This is a genomic window from Caballeronia pedi, assembly GCF_001544915.2.
In the GTDB taxonomy this organism is placed as follows: domain Bacteria; phylum Pseudomonadota; class Gammaproteobacteria; order Burkholderiales; family Burkholderiaceae; genus Caballeronia; species Caballeronia pedi.
Window position 1 is genome coordinate 1 of the sequence record NZ_FCOE02000007.1, and the last position, 24641, is coordinate 24641.

27 protein-coding genes are annotated in these 24641 nt (G+C 63.7%); 19 read left to right on the top strand and 8 right to left on the bottom strand.

Annotation, left to right across the window (positions count from 1 at the left end; translation table 11 throughout):
* Positions 1-162 precede the first annotated feature (162 nt).
* The 10 genes from AWB80_RS12510 (at position 163) to AWB80_RS12555 (ending at position 9404) form a co-directional block, all read left to right on the top strand.
* Positions 163-1425, top strand: a complete 1263-nt coding sequence (locus AWB80_RS12510) for a molybdopterin-binding domain-containing protein (RefSeq protein WP_061174990.1) — start codon at positions 163-165, stop codon at positions 1423-1425.
* Positions 1422-3122 (top strand): formylmethanofuran dehydrogenase subunit A, encoded by a 1701-nt coding sequence (locus tag AWB80_RS12515; protein WP_061174991.1) that lies wholly within the window; start codon positions 1422-1424, stop codon positions 3120-3122. The genes AWB80_RS12510 and AWB80_RS12515 overlap by 4 nt, the downstream gene beginning before the upstream one ends.
* 5 nt (positions 3123-3127) lie before the next feature.
* Positions 3128-4069 carry a formylmethanofuran--tetrahydromethanopterin N-formyltransferase gene (gene fhcD, locus AWB80_RS12520; RefSeq protein ID WP_061174992.1) on the top strand — a complete coding sequence of 314 codons (942 nt, stop codon included), beginning with the start codon at positions 3128-3130 and terminating at the stop codon, positions 4067-4069.
* On the top strand, positions 4066-4887 hold the full coding sequence (locus AWB80_RS12525) for a formylmethanofuran dehydrogenase subunit C (protein WP_061174993.1): 822 nt from the start codon (positions 4066-4068) through the stop codon (positions 4885-4887). Before fhcD ends, AWB80_RS12525 begins: the two co-directional genes overlap by 4 nt.
* A 62-nt stretch (positions 4888-4949) precedes the next feature.
* Positions 4950-5522, top strand: a complete 573-nt coding sequence (locus AWB80_RS12530; RefSeq protein WP_061174994.1) for a cytochrome b — start codon at positions 4950-4952, stop codon at positions 5520-5522.
* Positions 5519-6439, top strand: coding sequence for a pyrroloquinoline quinone biosynthesis protein PqqB (pqqB, locus tag AWB80_RS12535; RefSeq protein ID WP_061174995.1), 921 nt, complete (start codon positions 5519-5521; stop codon positions 6437-6439). Before AWB80_RS12530 ends, pqqB begins: the two co-directional genes overlap by 4 nt.
* Positions 6440-6453: 14 nt before the next feature.
* Entirely contained in the window at positions 6454-7200 is a 747-nt protein-coding gene (pqqC, locus tag AWB80_RS12540; RefSeq protein ID WP_061174996.1) for a pyrroloquinoline-quinone synthase PqqC, read from the top strand.
* On the top strand, positions 7197-7505 hold the full coding sequence (pqqD, locus tag AWB80_RS12545; protein WP_208635643.1) for a pyrroloquinoline quinone biosynthesis peptide chaperone PqqD: 309 nt from the start codon (positions 7197-7199) through the stop codon (positions 7503-7505). Before pqqC ends, pqqD begins: the two co-directional genes overlap by 4 nt.
* Before the next feature lie 4 nt (positions 7506-7509).
* The gene (gene pqqE / locus AWB80_RS12550) at positions 7510-8706 is read left to right on the top strand and encodes a pyrroloquinoline quinone biosynthesis protein PqqE (RefSeq protein WP_061174997.1); all 1197 of its coding nucleotides are present in this window, start codon (positions 7510-7512) and stop codon (positions 8704-8706) included.
* Complete coding sequence (locus AWB80_RS12555) at positions 8703-9404, top strand: response regulator (RefSeq protein WP_061174998.1); 702 nt, start codon at positions 8703-8705, stop codon at positions 9402-9404. Before pqqE ends, AWB80_RS12555 begins: the two co-directional genes overlap by 4 nt.
* On the opposite strand, the gene AWB80_RS12560 is transcribed toward AWB80_RS12555, so the two are convergent.
* Positions 9332-10354: an ATP-binding protein gene (locus AWB80_RS12560; RefSeq protein ID WP_061175240.1), complete on the bottom strand. Its 1023-nt coding sequence runs from the start codon at positions 10352-10354 to the stop codon at positions 9332-9334. The genes AWB80_RS12555 and AWB80_RS12560 overlap by 73 nt on opposite strands.
* Before the next feature lie 175 nt (positions 10355-10529).
* Between AWB80_RS12560 and AWB80_RS12565 the strand changes: the two genes are divergently transcribed.
* Complete coding sequence (locus tag AWB80_RS12565) at positions 10530-12881, top strand: TonB-dependent receptor (protein WP_061174999.1); 2352 nt, start codon at positions 10530-10532, stop codon at positions 12879-12881.
* Positions 12882-12937: 56 nt separating this feature from the next.
* Here the strand turns inward: AWB80_RS12565 and AWB80_RS12570 are convergent, their stop codons facing one another.
* Together AWB80_RS12570 and AWB80_RS12575 are read right to left on the bottom strand one after the other, a co-directional pair.
* Positions 12938-13984, bottom strand: a complete 1047-nt coding sequence (locus AWB80_RS12570) for a beta-propeller fold lactonase family protein (protein ID WP_061175000.1) — start codon at positions 13982-13984, stop codon at positions 12938-12940.
* Between the two features lie 149 nt (positions 13985-14133).
* Positions 14134-14661 carry a DUF3280 domain-containing protein gene (locus AWB80_RS12575; protein WP_087131255.1) on the bottom strand — a complete coding sequence of 176 codons (528 nt, stop codon included), beginning with the start codon at positions 14659-14661 and terminating at the stop codon, positions 14134-14136.
* A gap of 270 nt (positions 14662-14931) precedes the next feature.
* On the opposite strand from AWB80_RS12575, the gene AWB80_RS12580 reads away from it, so the two are divergent.
* A complete protein-coding gene (locus tag AWB80_RS12580) occupies positions 14932-15141 on the top strand; it encodes a hypothetical protein (RefSeq protein WP_061175001.1) in 210 nt (69 codons plus the stop codon).
* A gap of 42 nt (positions 15142-15183) precedes the next feature.
* On the opposite strand, the gene AWB80_RS12585 is transcribed toward AWB80_RS12580, so the two are convergent.
* Positions 15184-17379: a SulP family inorganic anion transporter gene (locus tag AWB80_RS12585; protein ID WP_061175002.1), complete on the bottom strand. Its 2196-nt coding sequence runs from the start codon at positions 17377-17379 to the stop codon at positions 15184-15186.
* Between the two features lie 231 nt (positions 17380-17610).
* Between AWB80_RS12585 and AWB80_RS12590 the strand changes: the two genes are divergently transcribed.
* From AWB80_RS12590 to AWB80_RS12600, 3 genes are all read left to right on the top strand, one after another.
* Positions 17611-17934 carry a hypothetical protein gene (locus AWB80_RS12590; RefSeq protein WP_061175003.1) on the top strand — a complete coding sequence of 108 codons (324 nt, stop codon included), beginning with the start codon at positions 17611-17613 and terminating at the stop codon, positions 17932-17934.
* Positions 17931-18311, top strand: a complete 381-nt coding sequence (locus tag AWB80_RS12595; RefSeq protein ID WP_061175004.1) for a VOC family protein — start codon at positions 17931-17933, stop codon at positions 18309-18311. Before AWB80_RS12590 ends, AWB80_RS12595 begins: the two co-directional genes overlap by 4 nt.
* Positions 18312-18654: 343 nt before the next feature.
* Positions 18655-18903, top strand: a complete 249-nt coding sequence (locus AWB80_RS12600; RefSeq protein WP_087131256.1) for a hypothetical protein — start codon at positions 18655-18657, stop codon at positions 18901-18903.
* Between the two features lie 84 nt (positions 18904-18987).
* Here the strand turns inward: AWB80_RS12600 and AWB80_RS12605 are convergent, their stop codons facing one another.
* Together AWB80_RS12605 and AWB80_RS12610 are read right to left on the bottom strand one after the other, a co-directional pair.
* A complete protein-coding gene (locus AWB80_RS12605; RefSeq protein WP_061175006.1) occupies positions 18988-19587 on the bottom strand; it encodes a DnaJ domain-containing protein in 600 nt (199 codons plus the stop codon).
* An 88-nt stretch (positions 19588-19675) separates the two neighbouring features.
* Positions 19676-19996 (bottom strand): hypothetical protein, encoded by a 321-nt coding sequence (locus AWB80_RS12610; protein WP_061175007.1) that lies wholly within the window; start codon positions 19994-19996, stop codon positions 19676-19678.
* A 102-nt stretch (positions 19997-20098) separates the two neighbouring features.
* Here AWB80_RS12610 and AWB80_RS12615 point away from each other — a divergent pair, with 102 nt between their 5' ends.
* The 3 genes from AWB80_RS12615 to AWB80_RS12625 all read left to right on the top strand — a co-directional run bounded on the left by AWB80_RS12615 (position 20099) and on the right by AWB80_RS12625 (position 22844).
* Positions 20099-20653: a phosphonate degradation HD-domain oxygenase gene (locus tag AWB80_RS12615; RefSeq protein WP_061175008.1), complete on the top strand. Its 555-nt coding sequence runs from the start codon at positions 20099-20101 to the stop codon at positions 20651-20653.
* Between the two features lie 100 nt (positions 20654-20753).
* A complete protein-coding gene (locus tag AWB80_RS12620; protein WP_061175009.1) occupies positions 20754-22163 on the top strand; it encodes an MFS transporter in 1410 nt (469 codons plus the stop codon).
* 105 nt (positions 22164-22268) lie between these two features.
* Positions 22269-22844 carry a lytic transglycosylase domain-containing protein gene (locus tag AWB80_RS12625; RefSeq protein WP_061175010.1) on the top strand — a complete coding sequence of 192 codons (576 nt, stop codon included), beginning with the start codon at positions 22269-22271 and terminating at the stop codon, positions 22842-22844.
* 36 nt (positions 22845-22880) lie between these two features.
* Here AWB80_RS12625 and AWB80_RS12630 read toward each other — a convergent pair whose 3' ends face one another.
* Complete coding sequence (locus AWB80_RS12630) at positions 22881-23225, bottom strand: hypothetical protein (RefSeq protein ID WP_061175011.1); 345 nt, start codon at positions 23223-23225, stop codon at positions 22881-22883.
* Positions 23226-23327: 102 nt separating this feature from the next.
* Positions 23328-23627 carry a hypothetical protein gene (locus AWB80_RS12635; protein ID WP_061175242.1) on the bottom strand — a complete coding sequence of 100 codons (300 nt, stop codon included), beginning with the start codon at positions 23625-23627 and terminating at the stop codon, positions 23328-23330.
* A gap of 388 nt (positions 23628-24015) precedes the next feature.
* On the opposite strand from AWB80_RS12635, the gene AWB80_RS12640 reads away from it, so the two are divergent.
* Positions 24016-24489 (top strand): hypothetical protein, encoded by a 474-nt coding sequence (locus AWB80_RS12640; RefSeq protein ID WP_061175012.1) that lies wholly within the window; start codon positions 24016-24018, stop codon positions 24487-24489.
* Positions 24490-24641 lie beyond the last annotated feature (152 nt).

The window sequence follows — 24641 nt, forward strand, 5'->3', positions numbered from 1 at the left end:
CTGCTTTCTTTGGTTACTTTCTTTGCAGCAGCAAAGAAAGTGACTGCCGCCCCGCACAGGGGCAACGCTTATAGACCGACGCGAAAACGGGATCCGGCGAAAAACAAGCGCAAGCAAAAGCAGAACCCAAAACCGGCATAAGCCTTGCTTTAAAGCACGACCATGCCCGCCACCCCCACAACACAGAACCCACAGGCCGCAGCCCCGAAAACCTGGACCTGCCCGTTCTGCCCAATGCTATGCGACGACATCACGCTCGCACCCACCGCCGACCGCGGCCTGTCAGCACCGCAAACCGCCTGCGAAAGGCTAAAGGCATCACTTGCCCAAGTCAGCCCACACGACGCAAGTCGAAGCCCAACGATCGACGCTCAACCCACCGATCTCGTGTCGGCGCTCTCGCGAGCCGTGGCGATCCTGTCCAGCGCACGGCGGCCGCTTTTCGGTGGACTCGCGACCGACGTAGCCGGCGCACGCGCACTCTATGAACTCGCGGCGCAACACGGCGCCATCCTCGATCATCTGCACGGCGACACGCTCGCCGACAGCAACCGCGCCATGCAAGACCGCGGCGCCTTCTTCACGACGCTCTCGGAAGTGCGCTCACGCGCCGATCTCGTCATCGTGTTCGCATGCGAGCCATCGCGGCGCTATCCACGCTTCTACGAGCGCGCAATCGGCGCAGGACGCGACGTGAGCATCGTATTCGTCGGATGTGACATCGACAAAGCAGCGAACGCGCGGACCGAATCGATCCTGCGCGAAACCGATCCCTTCGATACGCTCGCGCTCTGGTCCGCGCACGTCGAAGGCGGCCGCCCCATTTCGACGCCCGAACTCGTCGCGCTGACTGAGCGCATCCATTCCGCGCAATACACCGCGTTCATCTACGAGCCTTCGACGCTGTCGATGAAACATGCGGCGCTCGCAATCGAAGCATTGCAACGCATCGTGAAAGCGCTCAACCGCACCGCACGCGCCGGCGCGCTCGCCTTGACCGGCGACGACGGCGCCGCCTCCGTCAATCAGACCGTCACGTGGCTTTCGGGCTTTCCGCTGCGCACGCGCGTCGCGTATGGCCTGCCGCTCGATCACGATGCACATCGCTATCGCACCGAAACGCTACTGAGCCGCGGCGAAACCGATGCGCTCGTCTGGATCTCGAGCTTCATGCCCGAGCCCTTGCCCGCATCGCTCGATGACCGCGTGCCCGCGATCATCCTCGGCCATCCGTCGATGCAACTGTCCGCGCGCAAGGGCACGACCGTCTTCATCCCTGTCGCGATACCGGGCATCGACAGCGGTGGACATCTGTTTCGCATCGATACCTCGGTTGTCGCGCCGCTCGCCGCCGCGCGCGATACCGGCCTGCCGACGGTCGCATCGATCGCGTCGCGGCTCGCGCAGGCAGGGAGGCCGTCATGAGCCTCACGCGCCTCAAAGGCGGCACGCTCTACGATCCGGCGAACGGCGTGAATGGCGAAAAGCGCGATATCTATTTCCTCGACGGCCGTATCGTCGATAACGCGAAAGGCGAAACCATAGCGCCCGACCGCGATTTCGACGCGAACGGCATGGTCGTGATGGCGGGCGGCATCGATCTGCATTCGCATATCGGCGGCGGCAAGACAAATCTGTCGCGCCTGCTGCTGCCGGAAGATCATCGCGACGATCCGCGCGCCGTGCCCGATCGCCCGAACGAAGGCCGCTACATGCGCCTGCCCTCGTGCGGCACGTGTGCGCCGGGCACGCTTGCGGCCGGCTACCGCTATGCGGAAATGGGCTACACGGCCGCATTCGAGCCCGCGATGATCGCATCGAACGCGCGCCACGCGCATCTGGAAATGGGCGACACGCCGATCATCGATCACGGCGCCTACGTGATGATGGGCAACGACGAACTCTTCCTGCAGATGCTCGCCGCGAACGAAGACTTCGAGCGCCTGCGCGATTACGTCGGCTGGACCATCGATTCGAGCAAGGCGCTCGGCGTGAAAGTAGTGAATCCCGGCGGCATCTCGGCGTTCAAGTTCAATCAGCGCTCGCTCGATGTCGATGAAAGGCACGTGCATTACGGCATCACGCCGCGCGATGTCCTCAAGACGCTCACGCGCGCACTCACCGATCTGCGCGTGCCGCATCCGCTGCACGTCCACGCGAGCAATCTCGGCGTGCCCGGCAATCTCGAATCGACGATCAGGACGATGGACACGGCAGAAGGTCTGCCCATTCATCTGACGCATATCCAGTTCCACAGCTACGGCACCGAAGGCCCGCGCAAGTTTTCATCCGGCGCGCGCGCGATCGCCGAAGCGGTGAACGCGCGGCCCAACGTGACGATCGATGTCGGCCAGATCATCTTCGGCCAGACCGTCACCGCATCCGGCGACACCATGATGCAGTTCAAGAACGCGCCGATGGCCCGGCCGCGCAAATGGGTGCTCGGCGATATCGAATGCGATGCGGGCTGCGGCGTCGTGCCGTTCAAGTATCGCGAGCAAAGCTTCGTGAACGCGCTGCAATGGATCATCGGGCTGGAAATCTTCCTGCTCGTCGACGACCCGTGGCGCGTGTCGATGACGACCGATCATCCGAATGGCGCGCCCTTCACGAGCTATCCGCATCTGATCCGTCTTCTGATGGACAAGTCCTTCCGCGACGCGCAACTCGACACCCTTCAAGCCGATGCGAAGACCGCGAGCGCGTTGAGCGAAATCACGCGCGAGTTCTCGCTGTACGACATCGCGATCATCACGCGCGCCGGTCCCGCGAAGCTGCTGGGTCTCACTGATCGCGGCCATCTCGGCGCGGGCGCGGCGGCGGATATCGCCGTGTATCGCGACGACGCCGATCGCGAACGCATGTTCACATCGCCCGCGTATGTATTCAAGGACGGCGCGCTGATCGCGCGCGACGGCACGCTGCTCGCGACGCCCACGGGCGGCATTCATTACGTCAGCCCCGAGTACGACCGCGCGATCGAAAAGCGCGTGCGCGACTACGCGCAGGCGAATCTCGCGACGCGCTTCGAGAACATCGCGATCGGCGACGACGAAATCTGCGCATGCTGCAACGGCGGCAGGCTGCTGCCGGTTGCATGCTTCGCCGCGAGCGGAGGCTAAAGCGCATGCGCATCAACGACACGCAGATCGACGACACCTTCGCCGAAGCCTTTCCGATGAAGGCGACACGCCTCGTCATCACCGCGCATACGCCGACCTGGGCGCGGCATGCGGCCAATTCGCTGACGGGCTTCGCCACGTCCGTCATCGATTGCGGCTGCGAAGCGGGCATCGAGCGCGATCTTTCAGGCGACGAAACGCCCGATGGCAGGCCAGGCGTCGCGGTGCTGATCTTCGCGATATCGTCGAAGGAACTGGCCAAGCAGATCGCGCGGCGCGTAGGGCAATGCGTGCTGACATGCCCGACCACGGCCGTGTTCGGCGGCATCGATCCGGCGACGACGCGCGCGCCGCTCTCCGACAATGCGCCGCTCGGCGCGGGCCTGCGCTTCTTCGGCGATGGCTATCAGATATCGAAAGTGCTGGACGGCACACGCTACTGGCGCGTGCCCGTGATGGACGGTGAATTCGTCTGCGAAGAATTCACCGCGACGGTGAAAGCGGTCGGCGGCGGCAATCTGCTGTTTCTCGCGCGCGACACGGACAGCGCGTTGCACGCCGCCGAATCCGCCGTTGCCGCGATGCACGCGTTGCCGAACATCATCACGCCGTTTCCGGGCGGCGTGGTGCGCTCGGGATCGAAGATCGGCTCGAAGTACGCGGGCGCGAGCGCGTCCACCAACGATGCGTTCTGCCCGACGCTCGTCGGCTTGTCGAAGAAGAGCGAGCTGACGCCGGATGTCGCGTGCGTGCTCGAAATCGTGATCGACGGACTCACCGACGCCGATGTCGGCGCGGCCATGACAGCGGGCATCGCGGCCGCGACGAAGATCGGACGCGCGGGCGGCGTGCTGCGCATTTCCGCCGGCAATTACGGCGGCAAGCTCGGGCCGTATCACTTCAAGCTGCATGAATTGTCGAAGGATATCGACGGGAGCCGCGCATGAACGCGATCACGTTGCGCGTAAAAAGTGCGCCGGACTTTCGCGTCGACGGGTCGAAATTACTGCCTGCGTCGCTCGCGGCGGTGTCGCGGACCGAGTTGCCGCGCATCATGCTGCAAGGCGCGGGCGAGACGTGCGCGCTCGGCGATCTCTTCGATATCGCGCTGGTACAAGCCGACACGCCCGCGCTCACGATCGAAGGCGACGCGCGCTGGCTCGACAACATCGGCGCGAACATGGATCAAGGCACGCTGACGGTGCATGGCGCGACGGGCGACCATGCGGGCATGAAGATGTCCGGCGGCGAGTTACGCATATATGGCGATGCGGGCGCGTACAGCGCGTGCGAAATGCACGGCGGACGGCTCTCGATTCACGGTAACGCCGGCGATTTCGCCGCGGCGGCGCTGCCCGGCGACATGGAAGGCATGACCGGCGGCACGCTCGCGATTCACGGCAACGCGGGCGCGCGTCTCGCGGACCGCATGCGGCGCGGCACGGTGCTCGTCGCGGGCGATGCGGGCGATTTCGCGGCGTCGCGCCTCGTCGCGGGCACGGTCTGCATCGGCGGAAAAGTGGGCGCACACTTGGGATACGGCATGCGGCGCGGCACGCTGTTGCTGACAGACGCGCCATCTCGAATCCCGCCGACCTTCACCGAAGGCGGGCGCGGTTTCGACGTGTTCTGGCTGCTGCTCACGCGCATGCTCGCGCGCGAGATCGCACCCTTTTCACAACTCGCGGGCAAGATGTTGCCGCGGCGCTACGCGGGCGACCTCGCGGTGGATGGACGGGGGGAATTGCTGATCGCCAATCGCTAGCCTGGCGATAAAAATGGACCTGTATCCTGGAGAACGAAAATCATTTTCACGGGAGAGATGTCATGAGCACTGCGCGGACCAACGCAACGTCACGCAACGGCGGCATCGATGCCGCGGGCGAACGCTACGCACGCCCGTTGATCGCGCTGCACTGGCTGATCGCGATTGCGATCATCGCGATGCTGTGTGTCGGCTTCTATATGGTCGGGCTGCCGCGCGGCCTGCCGTTCAAGTCGGACCTCATCAACTTCCATAAGTCGCTTGGAATCACGGTTTTCCTGCTGGTGCTGATGCGCATCCTGGTACGCCTGGCTTATGGCCGGCCGCCTCTGCCGCCGATGCCGACGTGGCAACGCGCCGCCGCGAGCATTACGCAGGCTCTTTTATACGTAGGCATGGTAGGGATGCCGCTCACCGGTTATCTCGGCTCGTCGTTCAACAAGTTCGGCACGAAGTTCTGGGGTCTCGCGCTGCCTCAATGGGGCTGGGACGACAAGCATCTGCGCGAGATTTTCTTCGGCATCCACGGGACGATCGCGTGGATCATGGCCGCGCTGATCGTGGTGCATTTTCTCGGCGCGATGAAACATCAACTGGTCGATCGCGACGGACTCCTGCGGAGGATGCTGCCTTGAAAATTCGCGTGCTGGGTTCATCGGCGGGCGGCGGCTTTCCGCAATGGAACTGCAACTGCCGCAATTGCGACGGCGTGCGGCGCGGCGCCATCGCGGCGCGTGCGCGCACGCAATCGTCCATTGCTGTTACCGATAACGGCGAGGACTGGCTGCTCGTCAACGCATCGCCGGACATACTCGCGCAGATCGCGGCGAATCCCGAGTTGCAGCCCGCGCGCCGCGTGCGCGACACCGGCATCGCCGCCGTCATCACGATGGATGCGCAAATCGATCACGTCACCGGTCTTCTGATGCTGCGCGAGCGCGGCACGCCGCTGCCGCTCTATACGACCGACGCCGTGTGGCAGGACCTCTCGACGGGCTTTCCGGTCACGTCGATTCTCGCGCATTACTGCGGCGTCGAGCACAGGCGCATCGCGCTCGATGGCGCATCGTTCAGCGTGCCGGAACTGCCGCGCGTGACCATCGACGCATTGCCGCTGTCGAGCAAGGCGCCGCCCTATTCGCCGCATCGCGACGCGCCGGAAACGGGCGACAACATCGGCCTCATGTTCACCAATACCGCGACGGGCAAACGCGCGTTCTATGCGCCGGGGCTCGGCGCGCTCGAAGCGCATGTGCTCGATGCGATGCGCGAAGCCGACCTGCTGCTCGTCGACGGCACCGTGTGGACCGACGACGAAATGATTCGCCTCGGCCTCACGAAGAAGACCGGCAAGGATATGGGCCATCTCGCGCAGAGCGGCGCGGGCGGCATGATCGACGTGCTCGATTCGATCGATCGCGCGGGCGTGCGCAAGGTGCTGATCCATATCAACAACACGAACCCGATCCTTATCGAGGACGGGCCGGAGAGGCGGATTCTGTCGGAGCACGGCATCGAAGTCGCGCACGACGGCATGAGCTTCGAGCTATGACTGGAGACCGTTAGATGTCCGATCCGATGCTCAACCCAAGCACAGGCCCGATCTTCACCGCGGTGAAGGACGACGGTCCCGCGTGGACGCGCGATGAATTCGAAGCGCAGTTGCGCGCGAAGGGCACGGCGTATCACATTCATCATCCGTTCAATGTGAAGATGAATAGCGGCGGCTGTTCGAAGGAACAGATACGCGGCTGGGTCGCGAACCGCTTCTACTATCAGATCAACATTCCGCTGAAGGATGCGGCGGTGATGTCGAACTGTCCCGATCGCGAAACGCGGCGCCGCTGGGTGCTGCGCATCCTCGATCACGACGGTCAAGGCGATCAGCCCGGCGGCATCGAAGCATGGGCGCGCCTCGGCGATGCGGTCGGCCTCTCGCGCAACGATCTCTGGTCGCTGAAACTCGTGACGCCGGGCGTGCGCTTCGCCGTCGATGCATATGTGAACTTCGCGCGCCGCGCGCCGTGGCAGGAATCGGTGTGCTCGTCGCTCACGGAGATGTTCGCGCCGCAGATCCACAAGGATCGTCTTGCGACGTGGCCCGAACATTACACATGGATCGAGCCTGAAGGACTTTCGTATTTCCGCTCGCGCGTGTCGCTTGCGCAGCGCGATGTCGAACATGGGCTCGAAGTGACGCTCGCGCATTTCAAAACGCGCGAGCAGCAACAGCGCGCGCTCGATATCCTGCAATTCAAGCTCGACATCCTCTGGACCATGCTCGATTCGATCGAAAAGGCCTTCCCGCAATGAGCGACAGCAACCCGACCCAACGCAAGCAGGAAGCAGTCGAAGCGCCGGACGATTCGTTGCAGCCGAAACTGAAACGCCTGTTTCGTCTGCAATGGGAGCCGGCGCAGGATGCGCATGTGCTGCTCTATCCGGAAGGCATGGTGAAGCTCAATCAGAGCGCGGCGCAGATTCTCCTGCGCTGCGACGGCACGCGCGATATCCCGGCGCTCGTCGCGGATCTGGAGCAGGCGTTCAACGCGAGCAATCTCGGCGACGACGTGCGGGCGTTCATCGCCGGCGCGCGCGCACGAGGCTGGCTGGAGTAGCATCATGACCGACTTGTCCGAACCGATCGCAAAGCCCGAGCACGAAGGCGTGCCGATAGCGCCGCCATTGTGGCTGCTCGCGGAATTGACGTATCGCTGTCCGCTGCATTGCGTGTTCTGCTACAACCCGGTGAACTACGCCGATCACACGCGCGAACTCGACACCGATCAATGGATCGACGTATTGCGTCAGGCGCGCGCACTGGGCGCGGCGCAACTCGGCTTCTCGGGCGGCGAGCCGCTCTTGCGCGACGATCTCGAAACGCTCGTCGGCGAGGCGCGCAAGCTCGGCTTCTATACCAACCTCATCACGTCGGGCATCGGCCTGACGGAGAAGCGCATCAGCGCATTGCAGGACGCCGGACTCGATCACATCCAGCTTTCGTTTCAGGATTCATCGCAGGAGCTCAACGACTTTCTGTCCAGCACGAAGACCTTCGACTACAAGAAGCGCGTCGCGAGTCTCATCAAGGCGCACGGCTTTCCGATGGTGCTCAACTGCGTGCTGCATCGCTATAACCTGCCGCATATCGGGCGCATCATCGACATGGCGCTCGCGATGGACGCCGAGTATCTCGAACTCGCGAACACGCAGTATTACGGCTGGGCTCATACGAACCGCGCGCAGCTCATGCCGACCAAGCAGCAACTCGATGAAGCGGAGGCAATCGTCGAGCGCTATCGCGGCGAGATCGGCGACAGGTGCAAGATCTTTTTCGTCGTGCCCGATTACTACGAGCGCAGACCCAAGCGCTGCATGAACGGCTGGGGCTCGGTGTTTCTCGGCATCGCGCCCGATGGCGCCGCGCTGCCGTGCCATACCGCGCGCTCGCTGCCCGGCCTCACGTTTCCGAACGTCACCGAGATGCCGCTCAAGGACATCTGGTACGAGAGCGATGCGTTCAACCGTTTTCGCGGTTTCGGCTGGATGAAGGAGCCGTGCCGCAGTTGCGATGAAAAGGCCATCGACATGGGCGGCTGCCGCTGTCAGGCGTATCTGCTGACGCAAGACCCCGCCAATGCCGACCCGGTGTGCGACAAGTCTCCGCATCACGAACGCGTGATCGAAGTCGTGCGCGCGGCGTCGCTCAGGCAGGCGCCGCAGGAACAGCCCATCGTCTTTCGCAACGATGCGAACTCGAAACGCATCGCGGCGCTTGCTCGCGGTAATGGTTCAGAAGAAGGAGAAAACCAGCCATGAATGCCGACATCTCCGTGCTGCTGGTGGACGATCACGCCGTCGTGCGTGAAGGCTACAAGCGTCTGCTCGAACTGAGTCCCGACGTGAGCGTCGCGGGCGAAGCGGCGAACGCGGCCGAGGCCTATCAGAAGTTTTGCGCGTTGCAGCCGGATGTCGTCGTGATGGATCTCGCGCTGCCCGGCGCGAGCGGCATCGAGGCGATGCGGCGCATGCTGGCGCGCGAGCCGCATGCGCGTGTGCTGATCTTCAGCGTGCACGAGGAAGCGATCTTCGTGCGCCGCGCGCTCGATGCCGGCGCGCGCGGCTATGTCACCAAGGCGAGCGCGCCCGACGTGCTCGTCGAAGCGGTGCGTGCGGTTGCGCGTCGCGTGTGTTATCTGAGTCCGGATATTTCACAGGCGCTGGCGTTGCGCGCGACGATTCAGGAAGGGCCGCCGGGACGGCAACTGTCCGCGCGCGAGTTCGAGGTGCTGCGTCTGCTCGTGCAGGGTTATACGCTGCCGAGCATCGCGGAGAAGCTGGGTTTGAGTCAGAAAACGGTAGCGAATCATCAATCGGTGATCCGCCAGAAATTCGGCGCGGATAATGGCGTGCAGCTTGCGCAGATCGCGAATCGCCTCGGGCTTCACTTCGCCGATTTCGCTTCGTCGGCCGCTGCGTCGTTCGGGCCTGAAGTGGGCAACGGCAGCCCCGCCTGAGCCGGCACGCGCGCGCAGAACAAAAACCCTGCGCCCGGCTCGCTCGCAATCTGGAACTCTCCGCCGAGCGCTTCCACGCGCTCGCGCATGCCGATCAAACCCAGCCCCACGCGCGGCTTCGACAGATCGACACCCGGCCCGTCATCGGCCATCGTCACGACGATTTCCTCCGGCGCGCGCGCCAGAAAGATCTCCACGCGCGAGGTCCGCGCGAACTTCGAGACATTCGTCAGCCCTTCCTGCACGAGCCGGTAAAGCGTGATGTTGAGCGCATCGCTCAGATTGTCGAAATCGCCGTCGACGGCGAGCGTGAAGGTCGCATCGGGCAAGCGCTCGCGCCAGCCTTCGACGCAATGTTCGAGCGCGGTCGGCAAGCCGAATTCATCGAGCCCGATCGGACGCAGCTTGCGGATCATCCCGCCGATCTCGCGATACACATGCGTCGCGCTTTGCATCAGCGCCAGCGACAGCCGATGTATCTCCGCCTCGCGCCCCGCCGACAGATCGCGAATGCGCCCCGCATCGAGCGACATCGCGTTGAGGTATTGACCGAGTTCGTCGTGCAGCTCGCGTGCGAGATGGCGGCGCTCGGTTTCCTGCGCGGCGAGCGCCTGGTTCGCGAGGCGCCGGTTCTCGGCCAGCAGATGCTCGGCCTCTTCCTCCAGCGCGCGCCGCCTTCGCACTTCCGACTGCGCCTCGCGATAACGCCGCCACGCGAACCATGCAAAGCCGACGGCGAGCACGACGAGCGTCGGCGGAAGTTCGTCGAGCTGAAAGCGTTCGGCGCTGCGCGTCCAGCGATATGCGAACTCGCTGAAATCGAAACGCGCGAACAGCGCGCCGGCCACGAGCGTCGCGGCCAGCACCCACGCGAGATCGCGCCATACCGACGAGCGCGGCGCGGGACGGTCGACGTCTTTTGCGAGAGTGGGCAAGGATTCGGATGGCATCACGGAATGCATTCTACGCACGCCTTCTTCATGCCGTGGGGTAGCTGGAACGCGATTGGGAACGCTTCCCTGCGCGATCGGGAAAAGCTCCCGGCCCACGCGTCCATTCTTATGCGACGCTTTCATTCAGGGAAACATTCCTTTCGCGTGGATCAGAATATAAAAGGAGACGACGATGAAGAGCATGCAGCGCCTGCCCGCGCGCGCGCATCCGTTCAAACCCCGAGCAGGATTGCGGCTCGTCTTTGGCAGCGCGTTTGCGAGCATCACCGTGGCCGCGTGGGCGCAGACGCCCCCAGCCGATACCGCCGAAGCGCCCGCGCCAGCATCGGCGGCCGTCGCGCAGACCGATACACCGCCGAACACGGAACTGCCTTCGATCATCGTCGTCGGCACCACGCCGCTCGTGGGCGTCGGCACGCCGCTCGAGAAAGTGCCCGCCAACGTGCAGACGATCAAGGGCGCCGATATCGAAGCGCAGCATACGCCCACGATCACCAACTACCTGGAAAAGAACGTCGTCAGCGTCGACACCAACGACGCGCAAGGCAACCCGTGGCAGACCGATATCAACTATCGCGGCTTTACGGCCTCGCCCTTGCTCGGCACGCCGCAAGGCCTCTCGGTGTTCATGGACGGCGTGCGTATCAACGAGCCCTTCGGCGATGTCGTCAACTGGGATCTGATTCCGCAGGCCGCGATCCAGACGATGCAGATCATCCCCGGCTCGAATCCGACCTTCGGCCTCAACACGCTGGGCGGCGCGGTCGCGGTGCAGACCAAGAACGGCCGCAGCAATCCGGGGGGTAATGTCGATCTCAGCTTCGGCTCGTGGGGACGCAAGGCCGCGCAGATCGAGCAGGGCGGCGTGATCGGCGATCATCTCGACTACTATTTCACCGCCAACGTCACCAACGACAACGGCTGGGCGGACCACAATTCGAGCCGCCTGCGTCAGGCCTTCGGCAAGATTCGCTACACCGACGCCGATACGACCATCTCCGTTTCGATGGGCGGCGCCGACAACACCCTGAACGGCTCGCAGACGATCCCGCGCTCGTTCATGGACAACTTCCGGCAGGCCTACACGTTTCCGGACACGAACGAGAATCAGGTCGGCTATCTGACGATCAACGCGGAGCATTACTTCACGCCGAACATCCAGTTGAGCGGCAACGTGTACTACCGGCACTATCGCAACAAGAACGTGAGTTCCAACGTCAACGATGATTTCGACCCGGACGGCGACGATGCCGACGAACTCACGCAAGCCTTCAACGATCAGTCGGTGATCGTGACGGACAGCTATGGCGCGAGCCTGCAACTCACGCTGCTCAACAAACTGTTCGGCAAGGATAACCAGTTGATTATTGGCGCTGCCGGCGACTTCGCCAATTCGCATTTCACGCAGTCGTCGCAGCCGGCGGAATTCACCGACTCGCGCGCGACCATCGGCACGGGTCCGTTCGCCCCGCAGACCGACGCGAAGACGCGCAACGAGAACTGGGGCATCTACTTCGAGAACACGCTCTCGTTCACCGAGCAATGGTCGATGACGCTCGCCGGCCGCTACAACTGGGCGAAGGCGACGATCGGCGATGAAAGCGGCGTGCAGCCGCTGCTCGACGGTAACCACACGTTCTCGCGCTTCAATCCGGCCATCGGCTTCAACTGGAATCCGACGCCGTACTTCACCGCCTACGCGACCTACAACGAAGGCATGCGCTCGCCGACCGCCATCGAGCTTGCGTGCGCGGACCCGGCGGCGCCCTGCTCGCTGCCCAACGATTTCATCGCGGACCCGGACCTGAAGCCCGTGATCTCGAAGACCTTCGAGATCGGTGCGCGCGGGCGCGTCGGCAGCCATACGACGTGGAGCGCCGCAGCCTATAGCACGACGCTCACCGACGACATCCAGTTCGTCAGCAGCCAGGGCGCGGCCAGCACGCTCGGCTATTTCCAGAACGTCGGCAAGACGCGGCGGCAAGGCTTCGAACTGGCGGGCCGCACGCAATGGGGACCCGTCGGCGTCGCGGCGAGCTATAGCTATGTCAACGCGACGTATCGTTCGACGTGGACCGAAAGCAGCGCGAGCAACTCGAGCGCGGACGGCGACGGCAACATCACCGTGCATTCGGGCGATCGCATTCCGGGCATTCCGGCGAACACCGTGAAGATGCGCATCGACTACAACCCGATCTCGCGCTGGAACATCGGCACGAATCTCACGTATCGCAGCAATATCTTCGCGCGCGGCGACGAGAACAATCAGGACGCGAACGGCAGCATCGCGGGCTATTTCCTGATCGATCTCGATACGACCTACAACGTGACCAAGCAACTGCAGGTCTACGCGACGGTGAAGAACCTGCTGAACAAGCGCTACGCGAACTTCGCGATTCTCGGCGAGAACTTCTTCAACGGGCCGAATCACACGTTCAATGGCGCGGACACGGTCAACGAGCAGTTCCTCGGCGTCGGTGCGCCGCGTGGCGTGTGGGTGGGGATGCGGTACGCGTGGAAGTAACAACGAGAAATGGCCGCGCAACGCGGCCATTTCTTCCATGCACGATCGAGTAACGATCAGCGCCCGACGATCGACCCCGCGCCCGGCGGATACGTCACGATTCCCCACGCCAACGGCAAGTCGCCGATCTGCTTGACCTCCTTGTAATCCGCTCCGTCGAGCACATAGACCGCGTTCGAGCGCCCGCACGCGAGCAAGAGCTTCGAGCCGTCCGGCGTGAAGCTGAAGTGCCAGCAGCGCTGACCGACGGGCACGTCCTGCATGTGCTCGAACGTGGTGCCATCGAACACCTGCAAGGTCTTGTCGCGCGATGCGGCCACCAGCAGCCGCTTGCCCGACGGATCGAACGACACGCCATACGGGCCCGTCTTCGTATCGACCGTCTTCAAGGTCTTGAGGCTCGTGCCGTCGAGCACGACGAACTTGTTCGCGTTCTCCAGCGTGACGACATACTGCTTGCCATCGGGCGACACCTTGATGCCGCGCGGACGCGAACCCTTCGAGAGCTTCACGGTGCGCACCGGCTTGCCGGTTCCGACGCGATAGACCGACACGGTGTCATCGCCCTCGTTGGTCACGAGAATCAGCTTGCCGTCCGGCGAGAACTCGACGCCCTCGGTCTCGTGCCCGCTCTTGACCGAATGCGTGACCTTCATCGTCTTCAGATCGACGATGGCGATTTCGGCGGGCGGCGCGTTGGGATCGTCGTCGTCTTTCTCCGGTTCGCCCGGCTTCGGCGGGCCGCCGCTTTCGCCCGGCTCGTAGGTCACGTATGCATGGCCGCCGAACACGCGCACGAACTCCGGATTCTTGCCGATCTTCACGCGGCGCACGACCTTGCCCGACGATGTATCGATCTCCGACAGATCGCTCGTCGTCTTGTTCGCCACGTACAGACGCGTGCCGTCCTTGTTCAGCGACAGACCGCGCGGGCCGTCCTTGCCGAGATCCCAGGTCTTCGAAAGCGAGAGGCTGTCGAGATCGATGACGCCGACGCCGGCGTTTTCGGTCGTCACGTAAGCGGTCGGCGCGGCGGCGTGCGCGAGGCTCGCCGCGAGTGCGAGCGATGGCGCGATGACCGCCGCCCTGAATCTGACTTGCATGGTCGTCTCCAGCGGTTTCAATGCGTTTATTCGAGTTCGTGGACGCACGCGCGCGGCGCATCGCACGGCGCGCGTGCCTGCAAGTCCAACTTAGCCCAATCGGCGCTGCCGTGGCAACGGCATCAGCCGGGAGAAATTCCCGAATTCGCTCAGCGCGTCGCGGCGGGATCGCTCGCGAGCAGATCGACGAGCGCCTTCGCGCCGCGTCGCCACGACAGATCGGTGTTGCCGCGAATGTCGACGGAGCGCTGGAACAGCATTGCGCCGGTGCCCGCATCTTCGACGCGCAGATTCATGTTGAGGATCAGATTGCTGATCTTCTGCACCCAGCACACGCCGACACGCGATGCATCGAGTTGCTTCGCCACGCGCAATTCGCAGCCGTTGCACGCGTTCATGTCCTGCGTGCGTTGCAGCGATGCGATCAGATCGCCGGCCTTCGCATTGTCGGCGACGCGAAACAGCGCGCGCTCGCGCAGGTCGTCGCGCAATGCGCCGCTCACCATCGTGAGCCGCTCGGACTGAATGCGGTTGATTTCCGCGTCGTTGTAGGCGGCGTTGTCGTCGATGAGCGTGCAGTCGAGCATCGCGATCGACTGGGACGCGTCTTGCGCGAGCGCGCCGCTCATGGCGATGGCGAGCGCCATCGCGAGCATCGCGCGAAGCATGTGGATCATGGTCGTGGCCTCGATGATGAGCGGCTGTCTGCGCCAACAGTAGATCGCAAACCTGTTCGCGCGCATCCAACATACCGGCCGATGCCGCCACGATCAAGAGGCGCATCGAACGAACGGAAGATTCCGCGCGCCACGCCACGCATGCCTCGCAGCGACGCATGAGCGCACGCCCACATTCGTCACATCGAATGGCATGGCGCTTGCAAAAAACACAACCGAGCATGTGCCGTGCTCGACACGTCCGATTCCATTTAGCCAGGGAGAACCATCATGAAACACACGCTTGTCATCCAGGATCTGCCGCCTGGCGGCGCACAGACCGACGAAGCATCGCTCACGCCTGCGCAGATGAAGCGCATCGTAGGCGGACGCGCGGTGCTCGCCACCGTCGACGGCCGCGGCTACGCGACCATCGACGACTGGGACATCAACACGGCGATCTTCGAAGGCCGCATCAAGGGCAGCGAACGCGACAATTGACGCGCACGCACGCCGGGCACGCATCGCTCGCCGGATGCGTGCTCACGACGCCGCGCGCAATGCCTCGTCCGCGACGGCAAGACGCGAGGCCATCATCTTCACGACGAAGCGATGCCATTCCTGCGCGGTCAACGGGTCGTCGAGTTCGAGCGTGCGCAGGCCCGCGAGCGTGAGACGCCGCAGGCGCGCGGGTTCATCGGCGACGACATCCGCGCTGCGCGGCGCGTTCGTATAAACCGCCATCTCGCCGATGATCGTCCCCGGGCCGAACGAGCGCAGCCGCACCGAGCGCCCGTCCGCAAGCGGCAGCGACACGGTCACGCGCCCTGCCTCGACGATATAGAGCGCATCGCCCGCGTCGCCGCGCCGAAACAGCGCTTCGCCCGCGCCGATCTCGCACACATCGAGCAGACCGGCGAGCCCTTCGAGCGCGCGCGCCGTGAAATGCGGCGCGAGCATCGCGCGAAAATCGCCGGCTGGCACGCACGGTTCGGGCGCGCGCGTCAGCGCGGCAAGCTGCTGCGCTTCGATCCATTCGAGGCCCGCATCGAGCGTGTCGAACTCGCGCAAACCGAGCGAGAGCGCGCCGGTGCGCGTGAGCAGCGCGCGCGAGTTGCGCGGCAACGCGGTCAGCACGAGATCCGCGCCGATCGCCGCGCACGCCTGACGCAGCTTCACGAACGCGAGCGACACCGACGCGTCCATGCCGTTGGTCCACGCGAAATCGAGCACGACATAGCGCACCGGACGCGGCCCATGCGAACGAATGCGCTCGCGGATGCGCTGCAGCATCGAATTCGCCGAGCCGAAGAACAGAAAACCCTGCAGGCATACGCCGCAGATCTCGTCGCCGCGATCGATCAGAAGCCGGGTTTCCTCGATGCTGCGTTCGACATTCGAGGTGCGCGTGCGGCCGTCGAACTCCATGCGCACGCAGCCGGCGCGCCCATAGAGCAGCGCGAACGTGACGCACGCCGCGACCACGCCCGCGACCACGCCGGCAATCACGCCATAGAACGCGATCACCGCGAGAATCAGCGGCACCAGCAGATATTCATGCCACGTGAGCTTGCGATACGCGCCGACGAGCCAGTCCATCATGAGCCGCAGGCCCATGTAAATCTGCATGCCGACGAGCACGGGCACCGGAAAGAGCGACACGAGATCGGGCGACGCGATCAGCACGAACAGGCACGCGAGCGCGGCGAACACGCCCGCCGCGCGGCTCGTGGCTCCAGCGCGCGCGTTGAGCATCGAGCGGTTGTACGACTGATAGCCGACCATGCCGCCGAACAGACCGCTCGCGATATTCGCGAGGCCGGCGGCGCGCATCTCGCGATTCAGATCGATGTCCTGTCCGGTCGCCGCGCCCATCGCGGTCGAGTTCATGATGATCGTGATCGCCGACACCGACGTGACGATGAGCGTCTCGGGCAGGTGCGCGACGATCGCGCGCCAGTCGATCTCGCCGTGCGCCAGCGACGACGGCAGATGCAGCTCCGGAATGCGCAGCGCGTGCATCGGCACATGCTGAAGCAGCAGACCCATGTTGCGGGCGTCGTCGGGAGAGATGCCCGCGACGTGCAAGAGCGCATAGAAGAGCACGATGCCGATGGCGAGCGTGATCGGCAACGCGGCCGAATGCCGCCAGGTGCGCGCGAGGATCGTCGCGAGCGCGCCGACGAACAGCGCGGGCGCCCACGCGAGCCAGTGCAGTTGCACGAGCCGCGGCAGCGTGTGCCAGTCGAGCGCGACGCCCGTCAGTACGCGAAACGCGCCCGCGATCAGCAGATAACCGGTGCCCGCGAGAAAGCCGCCCATTACCGGATACGGCAGGAATTGCAGCGAGCGGCTGCGCTTGGACGAACCGATCGCGAAGAGAATCAGCCCCGTCACGAGCGAGCACAGCGCGATGGCGACGAGCACCGTCAGCAGGATCACGGTAGGCGTGCCGCCGTTCGCGCGCACGCTGCTCGCGACGCCCGCCGCGACGCCGACGAGAAACGCCGTCGCGTTGCTGTCCGGCCCGCCGATGTTCATGCGCATCGAACTCGTCAGCGCGATGACGAACGCCGTGACGATGCAACTGACGAGCGCGGTCGGCACGCCGAGTTCGGCATAGCGCGCGAGATCGGCGCTGAAGATGAGCGTGCCGAGGCTCATCGCGTAGCACAGCATGACGAGCGTGGAGACGGTGCCCGCGGTGATATCGCCGACGAGCGCGGCTGCGCGCGGCATGGCGCGCGCGAGTACCGTGCGATGTGGCGTGGCTGGCTTCACGGCGCCTCCCGAAGCGGGGAAACGGCTGGCGGATGCGCTCGCGCGCGAGTGCGCGCAAAGTATCCGTCGCGCGCGAAGACACTGTCAATTCTCCGCTTACATCCTACGTGAGCGTGCACCGCGGTGGATTCATCGCGGCAACAGGAGTAACGTTGACGAGCGAGCGAACATGACTCCAAGGAGGCGATCATGCCCGACGATCCCGCTCAATGGCACGTCTTCGATTACGAAGGGTTCGAGATTCACGTGCTGCCGCAGTTGAAGCCGACGCCCGAGCACGCGCAGCAGAGCAAGGTGGACCGCTACGTGTATGTCGGTCACGTGTGCAGGCCGGGCGCGAACGCGAATACGCCGGGTGAAGCCGTGCACTTTCATGCCGACGGCGAGGACGCCTACAAGTCCGCGCAGGACGCCGTGGACGATGCGCGGCATATCGGCAAGAGCATCGTCGATGGCACGCATCCGGATCTTTCGGTGCTGCCGCTCGTGTCGCATCACCATCATCCGGGATGAACGAACGACAACCCGACGACGGCGATGCGCACGTCGAAAGCCTGAGCGCGATCACGCTCGCGACGCACGACATGTCGCGCGCGGTGCGCTTTTATGAAGCCCTCGGTTTTCGCATGCTGTATGGCGGCGCGAACGAGGCGTTCACGTCGTTCGCGCTCGGCAGTTCGTTTCTCAATCTCACCAGCGAGACGCACGGCCCAATTCCCTTCTGGGGCCGCGTCATCATCTACGTATCCGATGTGGATGCGTTCTATCGGAAGGCGCTGGCGCACGGCATCGAGCCGCAATTCGCGCCACGCGATGCGCCGTGGCACGAGCGCTACTTCCATCTCACCGATTCCGATGGTCACGAACTGAGCTTCGCGCGCCCGCTTTGAGTCACACGACGCGGGCACGATGTTCGCTTGGATGTCAGTGACGGGTAACGTACGCATCGGCCATTTGATATGAACGATCGCGCACATACCGGCGCAGCACGTTGCATGACGATGACTCCATGGCATGACGCGTTTTGCATGAACGGGGTGCGACAGAAGATGCGTGAAAGCTCGCTGTTGCTATTTCGCAAAAACGGGCACGGCTCACGGATTCAAGGCGTAGAGTTAAAGTGCTTTGTCAAGAACGTGGTGCGTTGCGGCAGGGGTTTCATCGATCGGGGCGTTAAACATCGGCGAATTCGGCCGATAACCCGATCATGAATGCCGCATGCAGGAGACTGAAATGAAATGCGCGAATGAGCGGTCCCTTCGTTACCAGGTCGAAAAATGGCTCGCACCGGGCAGCGTGCCCGTGCATGTGAGGCAGTTCAGCCGCACGCGTTCCGACAGGCGTCGATACGTGTGTGTCGAAGCGCTGCACGGTGCAGCATCGAGAGCGCTGTTCTTCTTCCGTCACGACGACGGACACTGGTGCGTCTACCCGCCCGCGCCGAAGCAAAGCAATATGCGCAGCGAAAGACTTGCGGCCTGATCGATCGCTTCAACCTGATTCGATTTTTCGTTTTGCGCCGCCCCGCTCATAAAACAGGGCGTTCCTCGCGAATGCAGTCAATAATCAGAAACGCAGATTGTTGAGGAACTGAAACCACATCGCGCCGAGCGGATTAGAAGCGTCGGCGGTGGCGGCTTCCTTCTCTTCCTTCTTGTCGTTGCCACTTGCTTCGACTTCTTCTTCCGGCGCTTCTTTTCGTTCTTCTCTTGCCTGACGCGATTCATGCAGCGCGATCGCGCTGTCCGCGATCTGCCGCGCGGTGGGTTCATCGCACGACGCGCCGAGCAACACGCCGAACACGACATCGCGGTTATGGCCCTGCGATGCGAAACGCATCGCGAGCGACACGCGCTCCGCATAGAGCGCCTCACGTGCCTCGCGTTCCTTCGCTTCGCGCGCCTCGCGTTCCGCTTCTTCCTGACGCACGCGTTCTTGCCAGCGGCCCATCTCTTCGGCATAGATGCGGTCGTAGACCCCGCGCTGGGCCGGGTCGGAGAGGATGGCGTAGGCTTCCTTGATTTCCTGGAACTTCGCGCGTGCGGCGTCTTCGTTGCCCGCGTTGCGGTCCGGATGGCAGCGCATCGCGGCCTTGCGATACGCGCGTTTGACTTCTTCTTCGGTGGCGTGCTCGTTCACGCCGAGCGTTTCGTATAGCGTTGCCATCTTGCGTTCGGTGGATACGGGTCGACCAAGCATCGTAACACGCGAAAAACGGGGTCTCTTCGCGCGATGCGGCATTGCAACACGCACATCATCGGCCGGTGATCGTGCGCGCGGCCGCGCTGCCGAGCGTGTCGAAGATGGCGCGCGCCGGTTTCAGATAGCGCGCGATGTGAAAGCGGATGTTGATCACCGCCAGCACGAAGATCACGAGCGTGATCAGCAGATAGTCGCGCCGCTCGGGCACGATCTGATAGCGCGTATGCAGCAGCACGAACACGATCCACACGAACGCCGGCGCGTGCACGCTCCAGTGCCGTTGCGCGAAATACCACGCGATGCGGCGCACGTCGCGCCGTGACGCGCGATCGAGTCCGGCGAGCGCGGGATGTCTGGTGAAGAACAGAGGCATCGAAATGGGTCCTTGCGCGCGCGGCCATCATCGCGTCATGAAGGCCTGCGAGAATCGCGCGTTTTCACGTTTCCAGCATACCTGCTCGACTCTTTCCTTACGATGGCCCTTTCCCTCGACGACATCCGGCGTCTCTTCAATCAACACGGCGCGATCGCCTATAGCGGCGAGCCGGTGACGCAGTTGCAGCATGCGCTGCAAAGCGCGACGCTCGCCGAAGAGGCGGGCGCGAGCCGCGAGCTCATCGTCGCCGCGTTGCTGCACGACCTCGGGCATTTGCTGAACCTGCAGGGCGAGACGCCGACCGAACGCGGCGTCGACGATCTGCATCAGTACTTCGCGCTGCCGTTCCTGCGCCCGCTATTTTCCTCCGCCGTGCTCGAACCGATTCGCCTGCATGTCGATGCGAAGCGCTGCCTGTGCGCGATCGATCCGACGTATCACGCGCGGCTATCGGCGGATTCGGTGCGCAGCCTGCGCCTGCAAGGCGGCATGTTCGACGATGAAGCCGCCCGAGCCTTTCTCGCGAATCCCTACGCGCAGGACGCCATCGCGTTGCGACGCTGGGACGACGAAGCGAAGGACGCGCAGCGCGTCACGCGCGGGCTGGACTATTTCATGGAGATGGCGGCAAGCGTCGCGCTCACGCGTGCCTGAGCGCGTACGCGTTGTATCGCGCTAGACTGTGCGCCATGCAACCATCCCCATTTCAGCACGCCTTGCAGCAAGCCTTCAGCACCCGAGCGAGCGCGGCATCGTGAAAGGCGGCAACTTCCGGATCACCGCCGCCGTCATAGCCAGCGCGCTCTTCATGCAGAACATGGATGGCACGATCGTCGCGACCGCCATACCGACGATGGCCCGCGATCTTCGGGTCGATCCGGTTCATCTGTCCAGCGCGATCACGGCGTATCTCGTCGCACTGACCGTGTTCATTCCCGCGAGCGGCTGGGTAGCCGACCGCTTCGGCGCGCGCCGCGTGTTCATGTGGGCGATCGCCACCTTCACGCTCGCGTCCGTCGCGTGCGCCGCCGCGTTGAACCTGCCGCAATTGCTGGCGGCGCGCGTCGTGCAAGGTCTCGGCGGCGCGATGATGGTGCCCGTCGGCCGCCTGATCCTGTTTCGCGGCGTCAAGCGCGAAGAACTCCTGCAGGCGACGACCTGGCTCACGATGCCCGCGCTCGTCGGTCCACTGCTCGGTCCGCCGCTCGGCGGCTTTCTCACCGACGCGCTCTCGTGGCGCAGCATCTTCTGGGTCAACGTGCCGGTGGGCATCGTGGGCCTGTTGCTCACGTGGAAGCTGCTGCCGCCATCGCCGATCGAGGATCGCACGCCGCCCGATCTGCAGGGGATGCTGCTGTCGGGCGCATCGCTCAGTCTGTTCATGATCGGCATCGAAAGCGCGGGACGCGGCGTGCTGCCAGCGGGCGTGCCGTGGATCTGCGTCGCGGTCGGCCTGCTGCTCTTTCGCGTGACCGTGCTGCATTGCCGGCGCGTGCCGAATCCGGCCATCGACTTCTCGCTGCTGACGATTCCCACGTTCCACGCCGCGACCGTCGCGGGCAGCCTGTTTCGCGCCGGCGCGGGCGCGCTGCCCTTTCTCGTGCCGCTCACGCTACAAACCGGTTTCGGCTACAGCGCGACCGCGAGTGGCCTCGTCACCTTCGCGAGCGCGCTCGGCTCGTTCTGCATGCGCCCGATGACTGCGCTCGCGCTGCGCCGCTTCTCGGTACGCACGGTCTTATGCGCGGGCAGCGTGGTGTTCGCGGCTGTCCTGCTCGTCTGCTCGACGATGTCGCAGGCCTGGCCCGCCGCCGCGATCTTCGTGCTCCTGCTGCTCGGCGGACTCGGCCGCTCGCTCAGTTTCGCGACGATGGGCGCGCTCGCCTTCGCCGATGTGCCCAAGCCGCGTCTGGCCGCCGCCACCTCGTTTCAGGGCACCGCGCAGCAACTGATGAAGGCGGTCGGCGTGACGGTCGCGGCGGGCACGATCCAGGCGACGATGCTCGTTTCCGGCAGCGCGCACACCGAGCGCTGGCAACTTGCGTGTGGTTTCATCGTCACGGCGCTCGTCGTTCTGGCCTCGCTGCCGATGTTCCTGCGGCTCTCGGAAAAAGCAGGCGAAGGAATTTCCGCACCCTCGGCAAAACGCGCGGAGCGCACGTAAATCGTTCCGATTTTCGAAACGAAACATCAGATTTAAGACAAGTCCATGATCCACAAGGATTTTTTCTGCGGCTATAATGCGATTCCGCTTTGATCCGTCCAACCGATGCGCCGTTTCCTCGCCCTCTTTGCCGCCCTTTCCGTCACGCTGAGCGCTTCACATAGCGCGCTCGCGCAGGAAAATCCGCTCGCCGCTAGCGATGTCGCGGCACAGTCCGCCGCCGAGCAAGACCCGAAGGTGCAGCAGGCGAGTCACAAGATTTCGGAAGTTCTCACGCGCAAATTCGGCGTGGCGCGCGAAAAGGCGCAGACGATCGCAGCGGCGGTCATGTCGTCGGCGTCGAAATATTCGCTTCCTCCGGCGCTGCTGCTCGCCATCATCTCGATCGAATCGCGCTTCAAGGAAACGGCCAAAGGGCCGAACAATGCCACGGGGTTGATGCAGGTGGTGCCGTCGGCGCACAAGCGGCTCGTGCGCAACGTGGATCTGACCGATCCGGAAGACAACATCGAAACCGGATCGGCCATCCTGCACGGCTATATGAAATCCGCTCAGGGCGATCTCGACGCCGCGCTGAAGAGCTACGGCGGCTCGCGCGCCTACGCCGAAAAAGTCAGCTTGCGCGCCAAGACCTTCGAGCCGGCAGCATCCGTCGATGCCGCATCGGCGAGCGGTCAGTAACTGTCAATCTTCACTTCGCGCAGCGTTGACGCCGATTCAATATGCCTTCTGCGCTCCGCTGCCCTTCGACGGCGTACCGCCAGAATTCATATTGCCGTTGTTCGGCGCGCTGCGTTGAATCGTGTTTTGATCCTGGCTCATGCCGTTGGTGGCATCGTTGCCCATGCCGCTCTTCGCGCCCGTGCCAGTCGCGCCATCCGACGAGCCGCCCACGCCCGTGCCGCTCATGCCGACGCCGCCGCCCTTGCCCGCCGCCGCCGAGCCGGAGCCCGACGAGCCATTGCCGCCCCCGCCCATCGAGCCGCCTGCTTGCGCATAGGCACCGCCCGACAAGCCCAGCACGAGCGCGGAAATCACCAGCGTCTTCGTAGTCGCGTTCATTGCAAGTCTCCAGAAGTTTGCGTATCGGTCGCGGCGCATTCAACGCAGCGACCGTGTACACATCAGCGCAAGCGACGTGCCGCGTCTTCGACGCCTGCGCGATCAATAGCAGGGCACATAGGCGCCGCGATAGTTGTCATAGCAGTAGCCGGGCGGCTGCGCGGGTTGCTGATACACCGGCTGTGCGTACGCGGGTTGTTGATAGACGGGCTGCGCATAGGTCGGCTGAGCGCTCGCCACGGATGTCACCAGCGCGCCGAGCACCGCGCCGCCGATCAGCGCTCCGACGATCGCACCGCCATCGCCGCCACCACGATGACCGCCGCCATGTCCATGCGCCGACGCCTGGCCCGCCACCGTCAAACTACCGATCATCAACAAGACAAGTGCTGCGCGTTTCATGAGCTTCTCCATTTCCCGTTTGGCCGGGTTCATGGAAGTCATCTTAAGCAGACAGCTAAGAAATAACTGCAGCAGTTGGTAACCGCTCATTTCAACGATTACAAATACGCGGGCATATAGATTCGGATGCCGAAGTTTCAAGACGACGTTACAAATCGAATTGAATTCGAGCAACGGTAACAGGTTTTCGTTCTATCGCGGTAAAGCCCTTCGCCAGGAGATATGAAACCAGCCGCTTTTACCGTACGCCGTTTCATTTGCTCGCCACTGGTTACTGTTTGTCACCAGAAGACTGTCAACTACATCGAGGGACCCGGCGTTTTCATCGTCAACGCGGCGCACTGCGCGCCACGTGTCCTCAAAGAAGAGATCAAGGGAGTTTCAAACCATGAAGAAGATCGTCGCTGCTCTCGCATCCGCCATGCTCGTTTCCACCGTATTCGCGCAAACCGCCGCAACCGATGCCGGCAAAGCGCAACTGAAGGCAAACAACGAAAAAGCCGAGGCTCAGGCGACCGCCAACAAGAAGAAGGCCGAAGCGCAGCACGATGCCACCAAGGCACAGACATCGGCGAACGAGGACAAGGCATCGGCGCAAGCCGACGCCAACAAGGAAGCCGCGAAGGTAGCGCAGGCGACCACGCCGGAACAGGCTTCCGACGCTCGCGGTGATGCCGCCAAGGCACAGGCGAAAGCCGACAAGAAGAAACACGCTGCACAGACGAAGGCCAACAAGAAGAAGCAGGACGCAGCGAAGGATGCCAACGTGGCGCAAGCAAAGGCCGATAAGGAAAAAGTCGAGGCGCAAAGCGACGCTAACAAGACGGCCGCCGATGCGAAGGTGGACGCGGCGAAGAAGTAAGGGAGGCCGGCCACATCGCATCGCGCACTGGGCATTGCATATCGATAAAACCGGTGCGTTAAGTTCGGGCGAGCCTTTGGGCTCGCCTTTTTCCTTTGAACTAAAGGAAATGCTCTACTTGCCGATGTCGCCACGCGGCTTATCATTCGTGA